The sequence below is a fragment of the Pseudomonas sp. S3_B08 genome (genome assembly GCF_054667725.1).
On record NZ_CP162750.1, the window covers coordinates 2,892,638 to 2,913,858 of the forward strand.

The 21,221-nt window shown below is 62.3% G+C and carries 8 protein-coding genes; 4 read left to right on the plus strand and 4 right to left on the minus strand.

Annotated elements, in window-relative coordinates; genetic code table 11:
- Positions 1–46 precede the first annotated feature (46 nt).
- A complete protein-coding gene (locus tag AB4N73_RS13105) occupies positions 47–13,045 on the minus strand; it encodes a non-ribosomal peptide synthetase (protein WP_460143560.1) in 12,999 nt (4,332 codons plus the stop codon).
- A 370-nt stretch (positions 13,046–13,415) separates the two neighbouring features.
- Here AB4N73_RS13105 and AB4N73_RS13110 point away from each other — a divergent pair, with 370 nt between their 5' ends.
- Positions 13,416–13,970, plus strand: coding sequence for an RNA polymerase factor sigma-70 (locus tag AB4N73_RS13110; protein WP_008088195.1), 555 nt, complete (start codon positions 13,416–13,418; stop codon positions 13,968–13,970).
- A 136-nt stretch (positions 13,971–14,106) separates the two neighbouring features.
- Here AB4N73_RS13110 and AB4N73_RS13115 read toward each other — a convergent pair whose 3' ends face one another.
- The 3 genes from AB4N73_RS13115 to AB4N73_RS13125 form a co-directional block, all read right to left on the minus strand.
- Positions 14,107–15,120: a GNAT family N-acetyltransferase gene (locus AB4N73_RS13115; protein ID WP_460143561.1), complete on the minus strand. Its 1,014-nt coding sequence runs from the start codon at positions 15,118–15,120 to the stop codon at positions 14,107–14,109.
- Positions 15,121–15,205: 85 nt separating this feature from the next.
- A complete protein-coding gene (locus AB4N73_RS13120; protein WP_041478456.1) occupies positions 15,206–16,003 on the minus strand; it encodes a substrate-binding periplasmic protein in 798 nt (265 codons plus the stop codon).
- 93 nt (positions 16,004–16,096) lie between these two features.
- Complete coding sequence (locus tag AB4N73_RS13125; protein WP_041478455.1) at positions 16,097–16,720, minus strand: TetR/AcrR family transcriptional regulator; 624 nt, start codon at positions 16,718–16,720, stop codon at positions 16,097–16,099.
- Positions 16,721–16,904: 184 nt separating this feature from the next.
- On the opposite strand from AB4N73_RS13125, the gene AB4N73_RS13130 reads away from it, so the two are divergent.
- From AB4N73_RS13130 to AB4N73_RS13140, 3 genes are read left to right on the plus strand one after another with little or no spacing between them, the layout of a single operon-like run.
- The gene (locus AB4N73_RS13130; RefSeq protein WP_460143562.1) at positions 16,905–18,689 is read left to right on the plus strand and encodes an acyclic terpene utilization AtuA family protein; all 1,785 of its coding nucleotides are present in this window, start codon (positions 16,905–16,907) and stop codon (positions 18,687–18,689) included.
- Positions 18,690–18,701: 12 nt separating this feature from the next.
- Positions 18,702–19,586, plus strand: coding sequence for an SDR family oxidoreductase (locus AB4N73_RS13135; RefSeq protein WP_122700113.1), 885 nt, complete (start codon positions 18,702–18,704; stop codon positions 19,584–19,586).
- Between the two features lie 3 nt (positions 19,587–19,589).
- A complete protein-coding gene (locus tag AB4N73_RS13140; RefSeq protein WP_460143563.1) occupies positions 19,590–21,206 on the plus strand; it encodes an acyl-CoA carboxylase subunit beta in 1,617 nt (538 codons plus the stop codon).
- Positions 21,207–21,221 lie beyond the last annotated feature (15 nt).

Below are 21,221 nucleotides of genomic sequence, written 5' to 3' on the forward strand. Positions count from 1 at the left end.
GTGGGAGCTGGCTTGCCAGCGAGGGGCCGGCCCAGGCGCCGGAGAACTACAACCCCTCCAACTCCGCCATCAGATCATTCAACCGGTCAACCTTCTCCTCTGTAATGTCGCTGGCCGCCAGCCCATCGATGTATTCGGCCAGTTCCTCCACCGTGCTGCACTCGAACATCGCGCGCAGCGGCACGTTGCGTTGCAGGGCTTTTTGTACCCGCGAAGCGATCTGCGTAGCCAGCAACGAATGCCCGCCCAGTTCGAAGAAGTTGTCGCGCACGCCGACCTTTTCCACTTTCAGCACCTCAGCCCAGATATCAGCCAGGGTCTGCTCCAGCTCGTTGCGCGGGGCCAGATAATCCTCGCTCTGCAACTGACCGATCTCCAAGGCCGGCAAGGCTTTGCGGTCGAGTTTGCCGTTGGCATTGAGTGGCATCTGCTCCAGCCATAGCCAGTGCAGCGGCACCATGTATTCCGGCAGTTCGGCGCGCAGGCGCTGCTTGATCCGCTCCAGGCGTTCGCCCGGGTTGAGCGCTGCGTCGGCCGCGACCAGATAACCGACCAGATGCTTGCCGTTGACGCCCTCCTGCACACCAACCGCAGCGTCACGCACTTCCGGTTGTTCATGCAGGCGCGCTTCGATTTCACCGAGTTCGATGCGGTAGCCGCGAATCTTCACCTGATGATCGACGCGGCCGACATATTCCAGCACGCCGTCCGCGCGGCGCCGCGCCAGGTCACCGGTGCGGTACAAGCGCTCGCCCGGCGCGCCGAACGGATTCGGCACAAACACCGGCGCGGTGCGCAGCGGATCGCTGACGTAACCGCGACCGACCCCGGTCCCGGCGACACATAACTCACCCACCGCGCCCAAAGGCACCAGATCCAGCGCGCCATCGACCAGGTACAGCAAGTTATTGTCGGTCGGCGTGCCGATCGGCAAGTAACTGCCGCGCGTCGAGGCCATGTCGACACGGAAGAACGCCACGTCATCCGAGCATTCCGCTGGGCCGTAAGCATTGACCAGACCAATATCCGGGTAACGCAGCAGCCATTGATGCGCCAGTTCCGGCGGCATCGCTTCACCGGTCGGCAGCATCCAGCGCAAGCCGTCGAGGCTCAGACGCTCGGAGCCGAGCATGCCCTGAATCAGCGACGGCACACTCTCCAGCACAGTGATGCCCTGCGCCTGCACATGCGCCAGCAGACCGTGCGGATCGTGGGCAATCGCGTTCGGGACGATGTCGACCCGCGCGCCGAACAATGGCGCGGCGAGGAACTGCCAGACGGAAATGTCGAAGCTTTGCGAGGCGGTCTGCGCGATCACATCGGCCTCGCTCAAGTCGAGGTACGGACGTTTGCTCAACTGGTTGTTGAGCATGCCGCGCTGCTCGACCATCACGCCTTTAGGCAGCCCGGTCGAACCCGAGGTGTAAATCACATAGGCGAGATTATCCGGGCCACTGTGGATGCCCGGATTGTGCGCCGCTGCCGCCGACGCCTGCACCTCTTCCCACACCAGCAGGCGCGGACGATTCGAACAGCCAAACTCCTCGAGCAAGGTCTGCGCCTGTTCACGGCAAGCGGCGCTGCACACCAGCAACGGCGTGCGGCTCAGCTCAATGATGCGACTCAGACGCTGGCTCGGCAGGCCCGGATCCAGCGGCAGATAACCAGCGCCGGCCTTGAAGCTGCCGATGATCATGCCGAGCAGGTCGAGATTACGCTCGGCCAGCAGCGCCACCGGTTGATCCATGCGCACACCGGCAGCGACCAGGGCATGGCCGAGGCGGTTGGCGTTGTGATTCAGTTCGGCATAGCTCAAATGCTGATCGAGGCAACTGGCAGCGATGCGCTGCGGATGCGCCGCGACCTGCGCTTCGAACAGCGCCACATAGCTTTGCTCCAGCGGATAGTCGTGGCCGCTCTGGTTGCAACCGTGCAGGAGGAAATCGCGTTCTTCGTCGCCCAGCAGCGGCAAATCGGCCATGTCGCCATGGAAGCCGTCGACCAGTGCCAGCAGCAGGCGCTTGAACTCATTGAGCATGCGCTCGACCGTCGCCTCGTCGAAGTAACGCTGGTCATAGGACAGGTGCAAGCCAAGGTCATCGCCCGGGTAACACACCGCCGTCAACGGGAAGTTGGTATGGGTGCGACCGGAATCCGAGCTCGCATTCAGGCTCTGTGCACGATCAAGCACCGAGACTTCCACCGGGGCGTTTTCAAAGACGAAGAGGCTGTCGAACAGCGGCTGGCCTTTGGGCAATTCGCTCTGTTCCTGGATATTCACCAGCGGCAGGTATTCGTACTCGCGCAGTTGCATGTTGCTGTCGAGCAAAGCGCTGAGCCATTGACGCACGCTGCTACGCTGATCGTCCGCAGGCATCTTCACCCGCAGGGCGATGCTGTTGATGAACAGGCCGACGGTGCGCTGCATTTCCGGCATGTCTACCGGCCGACCAGCGACGGTGACGCCGAAGAGCACGTCGCGATCGCCGCTCAGACGCCGCAAAACCAGAGCCCATGCAGCCTGGGCGAAGGTGTTGACGGTCAGTTGATGTGCCTGCGCCAGTTCCCGCAGCCGTGCACCGTCCTCGACATTCAGGCGGGTGTAGCGGTCGCCGACGATCATGCCGCCGCTTTCACCGGCATGCTCGCGCAGGAACGGCCGGTCGCTCGGGATCGGCGTGGTGCGCTCAAAGCCTTGCAGGTTCTGCCGCCACCACTGCCGCGCCTCGGCCAGGCTCTGGCGTTGCAGCCAGCCGATGTAATCGCGATATCGCGGCGGCACGCTCAACTGCGCTTCGCGTCCTTCACCGAGGGCGCTGTAGATTTCGAAGAAATCGTTCATCAGCAGCGAACGGCACCAGGCGTCGATGAGAATGTGGTGGTTGCTCATCATGAACCAGTAACGCGCCGCGCCGACCTTGATCAGGCGCAGGTGAAACGGCGCCTGATTGAGCAGATCGAACCCGGCTTCGCGCTCGCTTTTCAGCAGCGCTTGCAGCTTCGGTTCCTGCTCGGATTCGGCGATGGCGCTCCAGTCCAGATACTCGATCGGCGTGCGACCCGGGGTGTGAATCACTTGCAGCATGTCTTCGCCGACGTTCCAGCAGAACGACGCGCGCAGTGCTTCATGACGGGCGATCACCGCTTGCCAGGCCTGGGCGAAACGCTCGGGATCGAGCTCGCTGTTGATGCGGTAACGATCCTGCATGTAGTACAGGCCGGTACCCGGCTCGAGCAGGGTGTGCAGCAACATGCCTTCCTGCATCGGCGTCAGCGGGTAGACATCTTCGATGTGCGCTGCCGGTACCGGCAGCGCATCGAGTTGCGCCTGAGTCAGTTTCGCCAGCGGAAAGTCCGACGGTGTCAGGCCGCCGGCCTCGTCTTGCAGACAATGGGCGATCAGGCTTTGCAACTCACCGAGATAGGCATCGGCCAGATCGTTAATGGTTTGCGCCTCGTAACGCTCGGCACTGAAAGTCCAGCGCAGCAGCAATTCACCACCGTAAATCTGACTGTCGACACTCAGCTCGTTGGGCAACGGCGCCTGCGGATCGTGGGCGGCACCGATTGGCTCATCCAGCGGACGGAACAGCGCATCGCTGCCGAAGCTCTGGTCGAACTGGCCGAGGTAGTTAAAGGTGATCGGCGCCTGTGGCAGCGCGGCCATGCTCTGGCGGCAGCCGTCATCGGCCAGATAACGCAGCACGCCATAACCGAGACCTTTGTGCGGCACGGCGCGCAATTGTTCTTTGATCGCCTTGATCGAAGCGCCCTGCCCGGCGGCCTCTTCGACATTGTGCGGAGTCAGGCGCAGCGGATAAGCGCTGGTGAACCAACCGACGGTGCGGGTCAGATCGATCTCGTCGAACAGGGTTTCGCGACCGTGTCCTTCCAGTTGAATCAGTGCCGAGGGCTGGCCACTCCAGCGGCACAGCACACGAGCCAGTGCGGTCAGCAGCAGGTCGTTGACCTGAGTGCGGTAAGCGCTCGGTGCCTGTTGCAGCAGCTGTCGGGTGCGCTCGGCATCGAGCCGTACGCTGACGGTTTGCGCATGGCGATTCTGCCTGCCGCCCTGCTGGTTTTCGCAAGGCAGATCAGCGCTCGGCCCGGCCAGTTGCGCCTGCCACCAGCTTAATTCCTCACGCAGCGATTCGCTGCCGGCGTAGGCCTGCAAACGCGCGGCCCAGTCCTTGAAGGCGCTGGTTTTCGCCGGCAGTTTCAGCGGCTGCGCAGCGTCGAGCTGGCGATAGGCGGTTTGCAGATCATCCAGCAACACGCGCCAGGAAACACCGTCGACCACCAAGTGGTGGATGGCGATGAACAGGCGTTGCTGAACATCCGCAACATCGACCAGCACCGCGCGCAGTAACGGGCCGTTGTGCAGATGCAGACTGCGTTGCGCGTCGGCGAACAGGGCTTCGCACTGATCCAGCGAATCGACGCTGACTTGCCAGAGCACATCCTCATTCGTCAGCGCTTGATGCGTCGCTTGCCATGCATCATCGGTTTCAGTGAAACGCAGACGCAGCGCATCGTGCTGTTCGATCACCGCCTGCAAAGCTTGCTGCAATCGTTGCGGCTCGAGGCGCACAGTCGGTTCCAGCAACAGCGCCTGATTCCAGTGCTGACGCTGGGGAATGTCCGTATCGAAGAACCAGTGCTGAATCGGCGTCAGACGCGACTCGCCGACCACCAAACCTTGCTCGGCAGTCACTTGCTGGGTGCGACTGGCAACGGCGGCGAGCGTCTGTACGGTCTGATGCTGGAACAGGTCGCGCGGACTGAAATGAATGCCCTGCTGACGCGCGCGGCTGACCACTTGAATCGACAGAATCGAGTCGCCGCCGAGTTCGAAGAAGTTGTCGTTGAGGCCGACCTGCCTGACGTTAAGCACATCGCACCAGATCTGCGCCAGGGTCTGTTCCAGCTCGTTGCTTGGCGCGACATAGTCCTGACGATTGAGCTCCAGATCCGGCGCCGGCAAGGCGCGGCGGTCGAGTTTGCCGTTGGCGGTCAGCGGCATGCTTGCCAGCAGCATCAGGTGGGTCGGCACCATGTAGTCCGGCAGTTGCGCCTTGAGGTGCGACTTGAGCGCTTCGCGCAGTTCCGCCTGTTGCGCTTCGCAGTGTCCGGCGACATCGGTAACGAGGTAACCCACCAACTGCTTGCCACTCGGCGCATCCAGCGCCAGCACCACGGCTTCGCGGATCGAAGAATGATCGAGCAGGCGCGTTTCGATTTCGCCCAGTTCGATGCGGAAGCCACGGATTTTCACTTGATGGTCGATGCGCCCCAGATACTCGACCAGACCATCGGCACGCTGGCGCACCAGGTCGCCGGTGCGGTACATGCGTCCGCCATCAGCGGCAAACGGGTCAGCGACAAAACGCTCGGCGCTGATGCCTGGGCGGTCGTGATAGGCCTGAGCCAGACCGGCGCCGCCGACAAACAATTCACCGGTCGCACCTTGCGGCACCAAGGCCAGATCGGCGTCGAGAATGTACGCGACCCGCGCGCCGATCACGCTACCGATCGGCACACTGCCGGCGCCCTCTTCCAGCACCTGCGGCGCCAGACTGGCGAGCGGCATGACCACGGTTTCGGTCGGGCCGTAAGCATTGAAAAACTGCGCCGGTTGGAATGCCGCGCGAATGCGTTGCAGATGCTCGCCGGTCAGCGCTTCACCGCCGGTGATGATAATGCGCACCGGCAGGACTTCATTTTGGGTCGCGAGGAACTGCGCCAACTGGCTGCCGTAGCTCGGCGTGAAACCGAGGACGTTGATTCGATGCGTGCGAATCAAGCCGCAGATTTCTTCCGCGTCCCACTGCCCTTGCGCCCGCAGTACCACCTGCGCACCGCTGAGCAGCGGCACAAGTAGACGTTCGGTGGCAGCGTCGAAGTTGATCGAATAGAAATGCAGTTCACAGTCGTCCGGGCGCATGCCGAAGCGTTCGATCACGGCCTGGCAGTGCATGGCGATTTCGCCGTGGGAGACCACCACGCCTTTCGGTTTGCCGGTCGAGCCGGAGGTGTAAATCAGATAAGCCTGATGTTGCGGCAGGCTGATAAACGGCAACTCGCTGGCCGGGTAGTCGGCCAACCCGGCGCTGTCATCTTCCAGACACCAGCGCGCCACGTCTGACGGCAAGTCACCCAGGGCCTGAAACATCGCCCGATCGCTGAGCAGCAGGCCGATGCGACTGTCTTCGATCATGTAATGCAGGCGGTCGAGCGGGTATTCCGGATCCAGCGGCACATAGGCGCCGCCCGCCTTGAGAATCGCCAGCAGGCCGATGACCATTTCCAGCGAACGCTCCAGCGCCAGACCCACCCGCACTTGCGGGCCGACCCCGCGTTCACGCAGCGCCCAGGCCAGACGATTGGCCCGGGCATCGAGTTCGGCGTAGCTCAGGGTCTGCCCAGCGAAAGTCAGTGCTGGTGCGTCTTTGCGCGCCAGTGCCTGTTCGGCGAACAGATGATGGATGCACTGATCGAGACGATGCTCGCCCGGCTCGATGCCGAGGCTGTCGAGCAGCTGCTGTTGCTCGGTGTTGTCGAGCAGCGGCAGTTCACTGAGCCGTTGCTGCGGATCAGCGATCAACGCTTCAAGCAGGTTGCGCCAATGCCTGGCCATGCGCGCGATGGTCGGTTGGTCGAACAGATCGGTGCTGTAAGTCAGGCAGCAGCCGAGGCGATGGTCGAGGTCGGTGACTTCCAGATTGAGATCGAACTTGGTCGCCCGCGCATCGTTGGCCAGGTACTCGACCGTCATCCCAGCGAGCGTGCGGCTCTGCTGGAATTCCCAGCGCTGCACGTTGCACATCACCTGGAACAGCGGGTTGTAAGCCGCGCTGCGTGGCGGCTGCAAGGCTTCGACCAGATGATCGAACGGCAGATCCTGATGGGACTGGCCCTCGATCACGGTGTGGCGCACCTGCTCGAACAGTTCGCCGACCGACATCCGCCCGTCGAGCCGGCAACGCAGCACCTGGGTGTTGAGAAACGCCCCGATCAGCCCTTCGCTTTCCGGGCGAATGCGGTTCGCCACCGGCGCGCCGATGCGCAGGTCGGTCTGGCCGCTATAGCGGTACAGCAACGTGGCGAGCGCGGCGGTCATGGTCATGAACAGGGTCAGACCGTTTTGCGCGTTGAACGCCCGCACCCGCGCGGCGAGATCGTCACTCAGATCGAAACGGAACAGCTCGCCCTGATGGCTCTGTACCGGTGGACGCGGACGGTCGCCGGGCAGTTCGAGGAGCGGATGTTCGCGACCGAGCTGCGCGGTCCAGTAATCGAGCTGGCGCTGGCGCTCGCCGGACTCCAGCCAGTTGCGCTGCCAGACGCTGTAGTCGAGGTATTGCACCGGCAGCGGCTCAAGCGGCGAGGCGCGCTCATCGACGAACGCTTCATACAGCGCGCTGAGTTCACGGGCAAAGATGTCCATCGCCCAGCCTTCGGTGACGATGTGGTGCAAGGTCAGGACGAAGTAATGCTCGTGCTCGGCGGTCTTGACCAGACAGGCGCGCAGCAGCGGACCGGTTTCCAGATCGAACGGCTGGTGCGCTTCTGCATCGGCCAGTTGCTGGACTTGTAGCTCCCGGACTTCTGCCGGCAGGCTGGAGAAATCTTTCCAGCCCATGCGCACGCCGGTCTCGGCATGCACCTGTTGGCGGGCGACACCGTCGACACTTGGGAACGTTGTGCGCAGGGTTTCGTGACGCAGGATCAGCGCCTGCAACGCCGCCTCGAAATGCTCGACGTGCAGCACGCCACGCAAGCGCGCCATGCCGCCGACGTTGTACGCCGGGCTGTCCGGTTCCATCTGCCAGAGGAACCACATGCGCTGCTGCGAATAGGACAACGGCACCGCTTGGCTGCGGTCGACTTTGCTGATCGGCAGCTGGGGGTTGGTGCGGCCGCTGACCTGGATCAGGCGAATCTGTTCGGCGTAATCGCCCAGTTCGCTGTGCTCGAACAAGGTGCGCAGCGGCAGTTCGACGTCACAGGCCTGACGTGTGCGCGAAATGATTTGCGTGGCCAGTAGCGAGTGACCGCCGAGGGCGAAGAAATCATCACGCAGGCCAACCTGCTTCAGACCCAACACTTCGCGCCAGATCGCGGCGATTTGTTGCTCCAGTTCGCTGACCGGCTCGATATGTTCACGCACCTGCCATTGCGGCTCGGGCAAGGCGCGGCGGTCGAGTTTGCCGCTGGGACTCAGCGGCATCGCATCCAGGCGCAGCAATTGTGCGGGCACCATGTATTCCGGCAGCTCGGCAGCGAGGGCAGCTTTCAGCCGAATGATTTGCTCATCGGCATTTTCATGCGCATCGGTCGCCGTGAAGTAGCCGATCAGTTGCGCACCGGCAGCGGTTTCCCGCACCAGGACCACGGCTTGAGCGACGCCATTTTGCGCCAGCAGTCGCGCCTGGATTTCTTCAGGTTCGACGCGAAAGCCGCGCAGCTTGACCTGCTGATCGAGACGGCCGAGATATTCGATCACGCCATCCGAGGACCAGCGCGCACGGTCGCCGGTGCGGTACAAGCGGGCGCCCTGCTCGCCCAGTGGATCGACGACAAAACGCTCGGCGGTCAACGCCGGACGACCCAGGTAACCGCGAGCCAGACCAATACCGCTGATGCACAGCTCACCCGCCACACCCGCCGGCACTGGATTGAGATCGGCATCAAGGATGCGGCAGACCACATTGCCCAGCGGCCGGCCAATCGGCGAGCGCTCGCCATCGACAGTTGTGCAGTGCCAATGAGTGACGTTGATCGCGGTTTCAGTCGGCCCGTAACGGTTGTGCAATTGCACCGCCGGCAATTGCGCCAGTACCCGATTGCGCAGCTCGGCGGGCAAGGCTTCACCGCCGGAAAACAGCCGGCGCAGGCTGGTGCATTCGGCACTCAGCGGCTCATCGATGAACAGCGCCAGCAGCGGCGGGACGAAGTGCAGCGTGGTCACGCCGTATTGCTGGACCAGTTGCGCGATGCGCTGCGGGTCACGGTGCTCGCCGGGCGCGGCAAGCAACAGCCGCGCGCCGGTGATCAGCGGCCAGAAGCATTCCCACACCGAGACGTCAAAGCTGATCGGCGCTTTTTGCATCAGCACGTCGGTTTCGTCGAGGCGGTAAGTGTCCTGCATCCATTGCAGGCGCTCGGCCAGCGCGGCGTGAGTGTTGCCGACGCCTTTCGGTTGCCCGGTGGAACCCGAGGTGTAAATCACGTAGGCGAGGTTGTCGCCGTGCACTCGCAGTCCCGGTGCCTGGCTCGGCCATTTATCCAAGTGCAGCGCATCCATGGCGATCACGCTGACGCCATCGCTGGCCGGCAGACGCTCGAGCAATTGCGTCTGGGTCAGGAGCAGTTCGACGCCGCTGTCGCGGAGCATGTACGCGAGACGTTCGGCCGGATAATCCGGATCAAGCGGCACATAGGCGCCGCCAGCCTTGATGATCGCCAGCAGGCCGATCAGCAGTTGCGGCGATCGCTCGGCGGCAATGGCCACGCACACGTCAGGGCCGACGCCCTTGTCGCGCAGGTAATGGGCGAGCCGGTTGGCTTGCGCGTGCAGCTCGGCGAAATCCAGAGTACCGCCGTCCCACAGCAGTGCGGTGCGTTGCGGGCTTTTGCGCAGTTGTTGCTCGAGCAGTTCCGGCAGCCATTGTCGCGCCGGGGTGCACGGAGCGACGCTCCAGTCTTTCTGCTGATTCTGCTCGCTGGCGGTCAGCAAGCGCAGATCGCCAATGGCCTGCTGAGGCCGTTCGCAGACCTCGCTGAGCAGATTGTGGAAATGCTCGGCCAGGCGCTCGATGGTCGCGGCGTCGAACAGTTCGCTGGCGTAGTCGAACGCCAAGCTCAGACGACCGTTGCGATCCTCTTCGCTGTGCAATTGCAGATCGAACTTGGCCTCGCGGCTGTGCCACGGCAGTTCTTCGGCGAGTAGACCGGGCAGGCGCTTGAGTGCACTGAGGTCGCGCTGCTGATGGTTGAACATGACCTGGAACAGTCCCTGTTCGCGGGCCTGCGGGAACGCTTCGAGCAGTTGTTCGAACGGCAGATCCTGATGGGCCTGGGCGCCGAGTGCGGCTTGGCGGGTCTGGTTCAGCAGCTCGGCAAATGTCAGGCGCGAATCGATTTGCGCACGCAACACCTGGGTATTGATGAAGAAACCGATCAGGCTTTGGGTGTCCAGGCGCGGACGGTTGGCGTTGGGCACACCGATGCGAATGTCGCGCTGACCGCTGTAGCGGTGCAGCAAACTTTGCAAGGCAGCGAGCAGAAGCATGAACGGCGTGGCTTCGTGAGCCTGCGCGGTCTGGCGGATCGCCTCGCTGAGTTCGGTACTCAAGCGCACGCTGTGGCGCGCGGCGCTGTGGTTGTGTCTGGCCGAGCGCGGGTGATCGGTGGCCAGTTCCAATGGCGGATGTTCTTCGCCCAACTGCGCTTTCCAGTACGCCAGTTGCCGCTCGCCCTCGCCTTGCGCCAGCCATTGCCGCTGCCAGTTGCCGTAATCGGCGTATTGCGTGGGCAGCGCTGCCAGCGTCGCCGTTGCACCTTGGGTAGCGGCGGCATAGAGGCGCGAGAATTCGTCGAGGAGGATATTCAGCGACCAGCCGTCAGCAATGATGTGATGCAGGGTCACCAGCAGTTGATGTTCTTCGTCATCGAGACGCACCAGTGTCACCGCCAGCAACGGGCCTTTTTCCAGATCGAACCGAGTGCGCGCCTCGTCTTCGCGAATCTGCTCGGCACGGGCTTCACGCTCGGACATTGGCAGGTCGCTGATGTCGATCAGTTGCAGGTTGAATTCGGCAGCGGCAAGCACTTGCTGCAATGCCACGCCGTCGCGCTCGAAGAAACGTGTGCGCAAGGATTCATGGCGTTCGATCAGTTGCTGGAAGCTTTTGCGCACGGCGTCTTCGTCGAGTTCGCCACGCAAGCGCAGGCCGCCGGGAATGTTGTAGGCGCTGCTCTGTGGATCGAGTTGCCAAGTGATCCAAAGACGATTTTGTGCCAGCGACTGCGGCATCGGCTCACTGCGCGGCAACGTGCTGATTGCACCTTGGGCGCTGCCGCCAGTCTGTTGCTGCTGCGCCACGGCGGCGGCGAAGGCGGACAAGGTTGGCGCTTCGAACAGCAGGCGCAGGCTCAGCTCGACACCGAGTGCTTCGCGAACCCGCGCAACCACTTGCGTGGCGGCGATCGAGTTACCGCCGAGCAGGAAGAAATGGTCGTCGCCACTGACCTGCTTGACGTTGAGTTGCTCGGCCCAGATTTGCCCGATCAACGCTTCAAGATCCGAAGTGCTGCTGGTCGCGGTTTCCGTTGCCGCTGTAATCGAAGGGAAGAGCGCGTAACTGTCGAGACTGCCATCAGCCAGACGATTGCGGCACGCCGAGCGCTGCAGTTTGCCACTGGAAGTTTTCGGCAACGCGCCCGGATTGAGCAGCACCACCACGCTTGGCGCCTCCTGATACGCCTCGGCCACGGCTTGGCGAATAGCTTTGATCAGCGCATCTGGCGCAAGGATTTTCTGCACGCTGCGGCTGATTTCCGCAGCGATGCCGATGCCCTCTTCGCCGTTGTGAGTGACCGCGAACGCCGCCACACGCCCCTTGCGCACCACTTCGACTTCGCGCTCGACAGTCTGCTCGATGTCCTGCGGATACAGGTTATGGCCACGGACGATGAGCATGTCTTTCAGGCGCCCGGTGACGAACAGTTCGCCGTCACGGATAAAACCCAGGTCGCCGGTGCGCAACCAGGTGCGGCCGGCGTGCTGGACAAAAGTCTTGGCGCTGGCTTCGGGGTTGCGCCAGTAACCGTGAGCGATGCTCGGGCCGGCGGCCCAGACTTCACCGACGGCATTGTCGGTCAGTTCCTCGAGCGTGTTGGGATCGACAATCAGCACCGCGTGCTCAGGCTGACTGATGCCGCAGCTCATGATCGCGCTGCCGTCGCCCGGCTCGGCGCGGTTTTGCGCCAGCGCCTGATCGTCCACGCGCAGCGCCGGGATGCCGGTGCCGCGCGGTGTGCCAGCGACAAACAGGGTCGCCTCGGCCAGACCGTACGAAGCCATGAAGCTGTTGTCGCTGAAACCGCAAGCAGCGAATTTTTCCGCGAAGCGTTCAAGGGTGTCGAGGCGGATCGGCTCGGAACCGGAATAGGCCACGCGCCATCGACTGAGATCGAGGCGCTCAAGGGCCGACTCGCTGACCCGCTCACTGCACAAACGGTAGGCGAAATCCGGGCCGCCGCTGATGGTGCCGCCGTATTCGGCAATCGCTTCCAGCCAGCGCAACGGCCGGCCGAGGAAATACGCCGGCGACATCAGAATGCACGGCACGCCGCTGAAAATCGGTTGCAGCAGACCGCCGATCAGACCCATGTCGTGGTACAGCGGCAACCAGCTGACGATGACGTCGTCCGGGTTGACGTCGATGCCGAAACCGTGACGGATCAGCAGTTCATTGGCGACCAGATTGCCATGGCTGACCTGCACGCCCTTGGGCAGCGCGGTGGAGCCGGAAGTGTATTGCAGGAAGGCGATGTGCTCGGGCGGCAGTGGCGGCTCAACCCACTGTTCGGCCAGTGCGCTGTCCAGAGTGTCGACGCACAACAGCGGCGGCGCGCCGTCGATTTGTTGCAAGGCATCGCGCAGATCGGCGCTGGTCAGCAACAGCGTGGGCTCGGCGTCGGCGATGATCGACAGCAACCGCTCCTGATGGTGACGACGCGCGGATTCCGGCGGATAGGCCGGTACCGCAATCACACCGGCATACAGGCAGCCGAAAAACGCCGCGACGTAATCCGCGCCACTGGGAAACAGCAACACCGCACGCTCACCGAATCCAGCCTGAGCCTGCAACGCAGCGGCGATGGTGCGCGCGCGTTGATCCAGTTCGCGATAGCTGAGCACAACGGTCTGCTCCGGGTTTTCAGCGAGAAAACGCAAGGCCAGTCGGTCCGGCGTCAGAACTGCGCGACGCTTGAGGGCATGGACCAGGGTGCTGGGGAGTTCGAACGCGTCGGTCATGAGGTTTCCTGCCTGAATTCGGCTTGCAAGTGGAATCGGGTGGCTGCGTCACACCTGTCGAGAGGCGTGCGGGGCGCGGTCTGTGCCGACCGCGCAAGGCATCGGAATGCGCTGAGGCCGGGGATCTGCACCCGGGCCATTCACCAATGAGAACGGATGGACTGTGGAAATAATTAGTCGGCAGGCACGACGTCCAGCGGGGCCAAGGTGCGGCGGCGTGTCGCAGTTCGCAAAACACATCGACTTACAGCACTACTTCTCTTTCTCATTTGACAATCATTATCATTCAACATAATTTGTCGCTCGATGTGTAGGACGGCGCCGTCCCCCGAGGCCCTCCCACTAACCTATTGGCAGCAAGGTGATTTCCATGACGGAACAAGTATCCACAAGCAGGTGCGATTCACCGCTACTTCAGGCATTCGTCGACAATCGACTGATTCTGGTCAAGATTGCAGCCCGTATTACCGGTTGCAGGTCTCGTGCCGAAGACGTGGTTCAGGATGCGTTTTTCCGACTGCAATCGGCCCCGCCGATCACGTCGTCGATCAAGGCTCAGCTGAGCTACCTGTTCCAGATCGTGCGCAACCTCGCCATCGATCACTACCGCAAGCAGGCGCTCGAACAGAAATACTCAGGCCCGGAGGAGGAAGGCTTGAACGTGGTGATTCAGGGCGCTTCGCCGGAAACTTCGCACATCAACTTCTCGACTCTGGAACACATCGCCGATGCGCTGACCGAACTGCCCAGCCGCACCCGCTATGCCTTCGAGATGTACCGTCTGCACGGCGTGCCGCAGAAAGACATCGCCAAGGAACTGGGCGTATCGCCCACCCTGGTCAACTTCATGATTCGTGATGCTTTGGTGCACTGCCGCAAGGTCTCGGGCAGTCGGCGGGATGCGGTGATTGCGGGTCGTCGTTAGCATCCGGATTCTGCGTCAAGCCATTCGCGAGCAGGCTCGCTCCCACAGGGTTTGATCAACGACACAAACCCAGTGTGGGAGCGAGCCTGCTCGCGAAAGCGGCCTCAGACCCAACGAAATTCCGAGGCCGAACACATCAGGCCAACCGGCACCGATCAAAAAACCGCTCCCGCCCCAGAATCATCAGCGCCGCGCGCTTGTGCGGAAAATCGAATTCCTTCTCGCAGTGAAAGCATTGGTTGTGCATATGTCCGATCATCTTCGCGTTGTCGGCACGTGGCTCAGCGACCACGCGCTGGGTCCGTGGATCATCGAGAAACAGGTAATGCACCAGCGCCGATAACCAGCTCGCCACTTTGTGCGGGCCGCGATGACTTTCCTCGCCGACCAGCATGTGAATGCCACGGTCGTAATCGTCGGCATCGTAGAACGGCGCAATGCGATCTTCCTTGGCCCAGTAGGCTTCGAAATAAGCGAACGGCTGGTCATCGAAACAACCAATCAGCGTCAGCGTGTGCGGATCGGCATCGAGCTTGCCGAGGTATTCGCGATGCTGCTCAAGGCTGCCCTCCTCCTGCCAGAAACTCGCCACGCGCGGGCTGTTCTGCCAGCGATTGAAGCGCGACAGATCTTCCTCGATTTCCAGCGTTCGCAAGGAAATCCACGCGCCGAGACGTGCATCGAAACGCCGATAGACTTCACCGCGCGGCTTCACCGGTCGCAGCGGATGGCGCTTGCCCTGGCTGATGACCATTTGCTGCGGATAGCTGCCGGTCAGTGACGTGCCCAGCCACGGCTGCGGCAGTTGCCAGAACAGCGTGCGCTCGCAGCGATATTCGCCGGCGACTGCGGTGTTGATCAGCAAACCACTGCGCAAGGCTTCGGTCGGTGGCTGATCGAGTTGCCAGATCAACTGCTGACACGCCGGGTCACGGGCGAACAGCCAATAACAGGCTGCCCACAAGGCGTGGCCGGGCGGCAGAGCGAAACGCTCGTCGAGCTGGATCGGGCCATTGGCCTCGCGGTCCAGGCGCAGCCGAATCAGCGGTTGCCCGTCCAGGCTCAGGCTCAGCAGGCTCTCGGTAGCATCAGCGATCAATCGACTGCCCGAGGGCAATGCCAGGGCAGTGAGGTCATTCAGATTGGACATGGGTCGGGCTCACGTAATCGTCGACAGTTCAACGAAGTGACGTGAGCCGGGAGGGGAAATTTAAGCGCGAGAGGCAATTAGCGCTTCAGTGATGAGGCGCCGGCATCACGGCAATCCTGTAGGGCTCGAAAATCCTCAGCAATTCGCCGTTGTCGCGCAAACGCTGCAACAGGTTGCCGAAGGCTTCGCCGGTGATAGGAGCGCTTGGCCGCAGAATCGCGTAATGGTGATAGATCTGATCGGTACGCTGCGACGCCAACAGCTCATCGCGGACCTTCTCGTTGCGCAGCAGGTAATCGAACAGATAGGAACGGGTGACCAGGGCAATGTCGGCGCGCCCGCGCAGGACCATCAGCAGGTTGCTGTCGTGGGAATAGGTCAGCGTCGCGTTGTAGTTTTTCGCGAGATATTTCGGGTCGGCGTTGAAGTCGGCGAATTCGTAGTGATAACCGCTGAACAGCGCCAGACGTTTGCCCGACAGGCTCGAGAAGTAGTTTTGCTGGCGGCCGTCTTCGCGTTGCGCGACAAAAATCTCGGCGTCTTCCAGGCCCATGTCGACGTCGTCGTGGGGAATGTCCTTCCAGCCCCACTCGGGGTTCTCGAAGATCGCCATATCGATGCGGCCTTGCTTGAAATCACCGAAGCGGCGCGGGATCGACGTCGGCACCAGGACAAATTGATAATCGCTCTGCGAGCGGTTCAGCGCCTCGACCAATTGCGGCAACAGGCCGGTGTCGGCGCCGTTTTCCGGGCGAATCGTATAAGGCGGGAAATGCGCGGCGCCGACCCGGACCAATTGCGCTGACTGAGCGGGCAATACCCATAACGCAGCCAGCGCAGCGAGCAGCAGCCCGGCGGCTGTCCGAATTGGCGAAGACTTCAAAACACCCCACTCCCCGAAAAAAATAGCGATCAATGCATTCAAGCTAGGCGGTTTCGCCGACTTAGCCAGTTTCCCGGCCGGTCCGACAACCGTTCAACGCGCTTCGAGGACCAGAATCAACGCTTCATCGGCGAGTTGATCGAGGCTCAAACTGCCGCCGGCACGGAACCAGGTGGTGGTCCAGGACAGTGCGCCGGTAAGGAAACGTCGGGTAATAAAAACGTCACCGCGAATAAAGCCCGCGTCCTTGGCCTCGCCCAGAACCTGCAACCAGATGTCTTCATAAACATCACGCAAAGCGAGGACTTTAGCCTGGCCGTCTTCGGACAATGAGCGCCATTCGTATACCAGCACGGCCATCGCTTCGCCACTGCCGCCCATGATCGACTGCAACTCGCAACGAATCAGTGCCAGCACCCTTTCGCGCACATCGCTCGCCTCGGCCAAGGCTGCGCGCATCAACGCGGTGTTGTAGCGGATGGTTTCCTCCATCACCGCGCGGAGAATTTCATCCTTGCTTTTGAAGTGATGAAAAATGCTTCCCGACTGAATGCCCACAGCACTGGCCAGATCACGCACTGTGGTGCGCTCATAGCCTTTGTTGCGAAACAGGTGAGCCGCCACTTGCAGCAATTTGCCACGGGCGCTGTCCGGGTCGGTCAACTGGCCTTGGTCGACCAGTTCGCGCATGACCCGCAGGGCTTTTTGCTCGTCCACCCGTTCTCTCCTACAGTCGATCAGTGTGTTGCCCCCTGTAACCGCAGGGTTGCGCGCAATTTAAGCCGCGCGCGGGCACCAAGCAAGCGCTTGGGCAGAAGAATGTTTCGCCTGTTTACAAACCAAGCGCTTGCTTGGTAGCCTCCAGACACTTCTGTCGCAGGTCCCTGAGTCGGAGATAAAAATGCCAACCACCGTGCGAATCGGCTGCGCCAGTGCCTTTTGGGGCGACACCTCCACCGCTGCCGCCCAGTTGGTGACGGGCGGAAACGTGGATTATCTGGTGTTCGATTATCTGGCCGAGATCACCATGTCGCTCATGGCTGGTGCGCGTCTTAAAGACCCGCAGGCCGGGTTCGCGGGTGACTTCGTTGAAGTGCTGGCGCCGCTGCTGACGCAGCTGTCCGAACAGAACATCCGCGTGATCAGCAATGCCGGCGGGGTCAATCCGCAGGCTTGCGCGGCGGCCCTGCAAGCGGCCTGCGACCAGGCTGGGGTCCAGCTGAAGATTGCCGTGTTGCTCGGCGATGACCTGCAAGGACAACTCAAAAACCCTGCCGACATCAGCGAAATGTTCAGCGGCGCGCCGCTTCCGCGGATGTGCGTGTCGACCAACGCCTACCTCGGCGCGCCGGGGATTGTCGAAGCTTTGCGCCTGGGCGCCGACATCGTCATTACCGGCCGGGTGGTCGACAGCGCCGTTGTCAGTGCGGCGCTGGTTCACGAATTCGGCTGGTCGTGGCATGACTACGACAAACTCGCCCAGGCCGCGCTGGCCGGGCACATCATCGAGTGCGGCGCACAGTGCACCGGCGGTAATTTCACCGACTGGCGCGAGGTGCCGGATTACGAGCACATCGGTTTTCCGATCGTCGAGGTCAGCGCCGATGGCCAGTTCCTCGTCAGCAAACCCGAAGGCTCCGGCGGACTGGTCACGCCATTGACGGTCGGCGAGCAGATGCTCTACGAAATCGGCGATCCGCAGGCCTATCTGTTACCCGACGTGATCTGCGATTTCAGCCAGGTCAAACTCCAGCAACAAGGCAAAAACGTCGTGCACGTGCACGGTGCCAAAGGCCTGCCGCCTACCGATAAATACAAGGTCAGCGCCACGTACCCGGACGGTTTTCGCTGCACCGCCAGTTGCCTGATGGCCGGCATCGACGCAGTGGACAAGGCACGGCGGGTCAGTCAGGCAATCATCGACAAGACCGCCGAGATGTTCAGCCTGCGCGGCTGGGCGCCGTACAGCGAAACCCATGTCGAACTGCTCGGCAGCGAAGCCACCTACGGCCCCCACGGCCAGCGCCGCGACAGCCGTGAAGTGGTGATCAAAATCGCCGTGCGCCATCCTGACAAACGCGCGCTGGTGCTGTTTTCCAAAGAGATCGCCCAGGCCGCGACCGGCATGGCGCCGGGTTTGACCGGCATCGTCGGCGGTCGTCCGACCGTATACCCCCTCATCCGTCTGTTCTCTTTCCTCATCGATAAAAGCGCCTGCACCCTGCAAATCGACATGGCCGGTGAGCGCCATCCGTGCACCCTCCCCGACCCAGTGGCCCTCGACAGCGCCGATTTGCCGCTCGCCCATCAGCCACCCAAACCCCAGGGCCGCGCCGATGCCAGTGTGCCGCTGGTGAAACTGGCGGTGGCGCGCTCCGGCGACAAGGGCAACCACAGCAACATCGGCGTGATGCCGCGCCATCCCGATTACCTGCCATGGATCGCCGAGGCGCTGACCACATCGGTGGTGGTCGACTGGATGCGCCACGTCCTCGATCCGGTGCTCGGGCGTGTCGAACGCTGGTATCTGCCCGGCACCCACAGCCTTAATTTTCTTTTGGAAAACGCCCTTGGCGGTGGCGGTGTCGCCAGCCTGCGCATCGACCCGCAAGGCAAAGCCTTCGCCCAGCAACTATTGGAAATCCAGATTCCGGTGCCGCAGAGCATCGCCGAACAGCTCGACTAGAGGATGGTGTGCATGGCTTACGCGTCGATTTTTCGCGCCGATCTGTTCAGCGGCCAGAACCTGATTGTCACCGGTGGCGGCAGCGGCATCGGTCGCTGCACCGCCCATGAGCTGGCGGCCCTTGGCGCCAATGTGCTGCTGGTCGGGCGCAAGCCGGAAAAACTCGAAAAGGTCGCCGCCGAAATCGCCGAGGACGGCGGCCGCGCGCACTGGAAGGCCTGCGATATCCGCGATGAAGAAGCGGTCAAGCAACTGGTCAAAGAACTGATCGCCGAACACGGGCCGATCCACGGCCTGGTCAACAACGCCGGGGGCCAATACCCGTCGCCCTTGGCCTCGATCAATCAGAAGGGCTTCGAAACCGTGCTGCGGACCAACCTGGTCGGCGGCTTTCTGATGGCCCGCGAAGTGTTCAACCAGTCGATGAGCAAACACGGCGGCAGCATCGTCAACATGCTTGCCGACATGTGGGGCGGCATGCCCGGCATGGGCCACTCGGGCGCCGCGCGTTCGGGCATGGACAACTTCACCAAGACTGCCGCGTTCGAGTGGGGTTACGCCGGGGTCCGGGTCAACGCGGTGGCGCCGGGCTGGATTGCGTCCAGCGGCATGGACACTTACGAAGGCGCATTCAAAGCAGTGATTCCGACCCTGCGCGAGCATGTGCCGCTCAAGCGTATCGGCACCGAATCGGAAGTCAGTGCGGCAATCGTGTTCCTGCTCAGCCCGGCGGCGGCTTTCATCAGCGGCACTACGGTGAAAATCGACGGCGCCGCCAGCCTCGGCAGTCGCGCCTGGCCGCTGCACAAGGCCAGCCACAGCGAATCGTTCAACGGTTTCCACCGCGCGTATTTACCAGAAGTGTTGCGTCCCGACGTGCTCAAGGACAAGGAATAAGCCATGGCGCAGATTCAGTCGCAACTCGATCCGCACAGCGAAGCGTTCGCACGAAACCGCGCGGCCATGCTCGCCGCCATCGAGCAGGTGCAGCAGCTCGAACAGAACCTGTTGAACAAGGCCGCCGAAGCCAAAGACAGATTCAGCAAACGCGGGCAACTGTTGCCCCGCGAACGCCTGAACCTGCTGCTCGACCCCGGCGCGCCGTTCCTCGAACTGGCCAGCCTCGCCGGCTACAAATTGCATGACGACAAGGACGGCAGTTCGGCCGGTGGCGGGCTGATTGCCGGCATCGGTTATGTCTGCGGCATCCGCGCGATGGTGGTCGCCAACAACAGCGCGATCAAGGGCGGCACGATCTCGCCGAGCGGCCTGAAAAAATCCCTGCGCCTGCAACAGATTGCTCGGGAAAACAAACTGCCGATGATCACCCTCGCCGAAAGCGGCGGTGCCAATCTCAACTACGCGGCGGAGATTTTTGTCGAAGGTGCGCGCAGTTTCGCCAATCAGGCGCGCATGTCAGCCATGGGTTTGCCGCAGATCACCGTGGTGCACGGCTCGGCCACGGCGGGCGGCGCCTATCAACCGGGATTGTCGGATTACGTGGTGGTGGTGCGCGGCAAGGCCAAGCTGTTTCTCGCCGGCCCGCCATTGCTCAAAGCGGCGACCGGCGAAGTGGCCAGCGATGAAGAACTCGGTGGCGCCGAGATGCACGCGCAGGTCGCCGGCACTGCCGAATATCTCGCCGAAAACGACGCTGACGGCATACGCCAGGTCCGCGACATCATGCGCATGTTGCCCTGGAATGAGCAGCTGCCGTGGCTGCCGCAGCCGCAATTCAAAGAACCGCTCTACCCCATCGACGAACTGCTCGGGCTGATCCCGGACGATGCAAAAAAGCCCTACGATGTGCGCGAAATCATCGCGCGGATTGCCGATGAATCGGACTTTCTCGAATTCAAAGGCGAGTTCGATCAGCAAACCCTTTGCGGCCAGTTGAAAATCCAGGGCCGCGCCTGCGGCTTCATCGGCAACAACGGCCCGATCACCCCGCAAGGTGCGAGCAAGGCGGCGCAGTTCATCCAGTTGTGCGACCAGAGCCAGACGCCGCTACTGTTTTTCCACAACACCACGGGTTTCATGGTCGGCACCGAATCGGAACAGCAAGGGGTGATCAAGCACGGCTCGAAACTGATTCAAGCGGTGGCCAACGCACGGGTGGCTAAACTGACCATTGTCGTCGGCGGTTCCTACGGCGCCGGCAACTACGCCATGTGCGGGCGCGGGCTCGATCCGCGCTTCATCTTCGCCTGGCCCAACAGCCGCACGGCAGTGATGGGCGGCGCACAGGCCGGCAAGGTCTTGCGCATCGTTACCGAAGCCAAACAGCTCAAGGACGGCATCGAGCCCGATCCGAAAATGCTCGACATGCTCGAACAGATGACCGCGCAGAAACTCGACAGCCAATCCACCGCCCTGTATGGCAGCGCCAACCTGTGGGACGACGGCCTGATCGATCCGCGCGACACCCGCACCCTGCTCGGTTACTTGCTGGATATCTGCCACGAAGCCGACACGCGCACGCTGCAACCCAACAGCTTCGGCGTCAGCCGCTTCTGACCGCCACGGATCCTA

Bases quoted from the DNA above. Each gene is read 5' to 3' on its own strand.
- AB4N73_RS13105 (WP_460143560.1), bottom strand. From the start codon at position 13,045: ATGACCGACGCGTTCGAACTCCCCAGCACCCTGGTCCATGCCCTCAAG.
- AB4N73_RS13110 (WP_008088195.1), top strand. From the start codon at position 13,416: ATGACGGAACAAGTATCCACAAGCAGGTGCGATTCACCGCTACTTCAG.
- AB4N73_RS13115 (WP_460143561.1), bottom strand. From the start codon at position 15,120: ATGTCCAATCTGAATGACCTCACTGCCCTGGCATTGCCCTCGGGCAGT.
- AB4N73_RS13130 (WP_460143562.1), top strand. From the start codon at position 16,905: ATGCCAACCACCGTGCGAATCGGCTGCGCCAGTGCCTTTTGGGGCGAC.
- AB4N73_RS13135 (WP_122700113.1), top strand. From the start codon at position 18,702: ATGGCTTACGCGTCGATTTTTCGCGCCGATCTGTTCAGCGGCCAGAAC.
- AB4N73_RS13140 (WP_460143563.1), top strand. From the start codon at position 19,590: ATGGCGCAGATTCAGTCGCAACTCGATCCGCACAGCGAAGCGTTCGCA.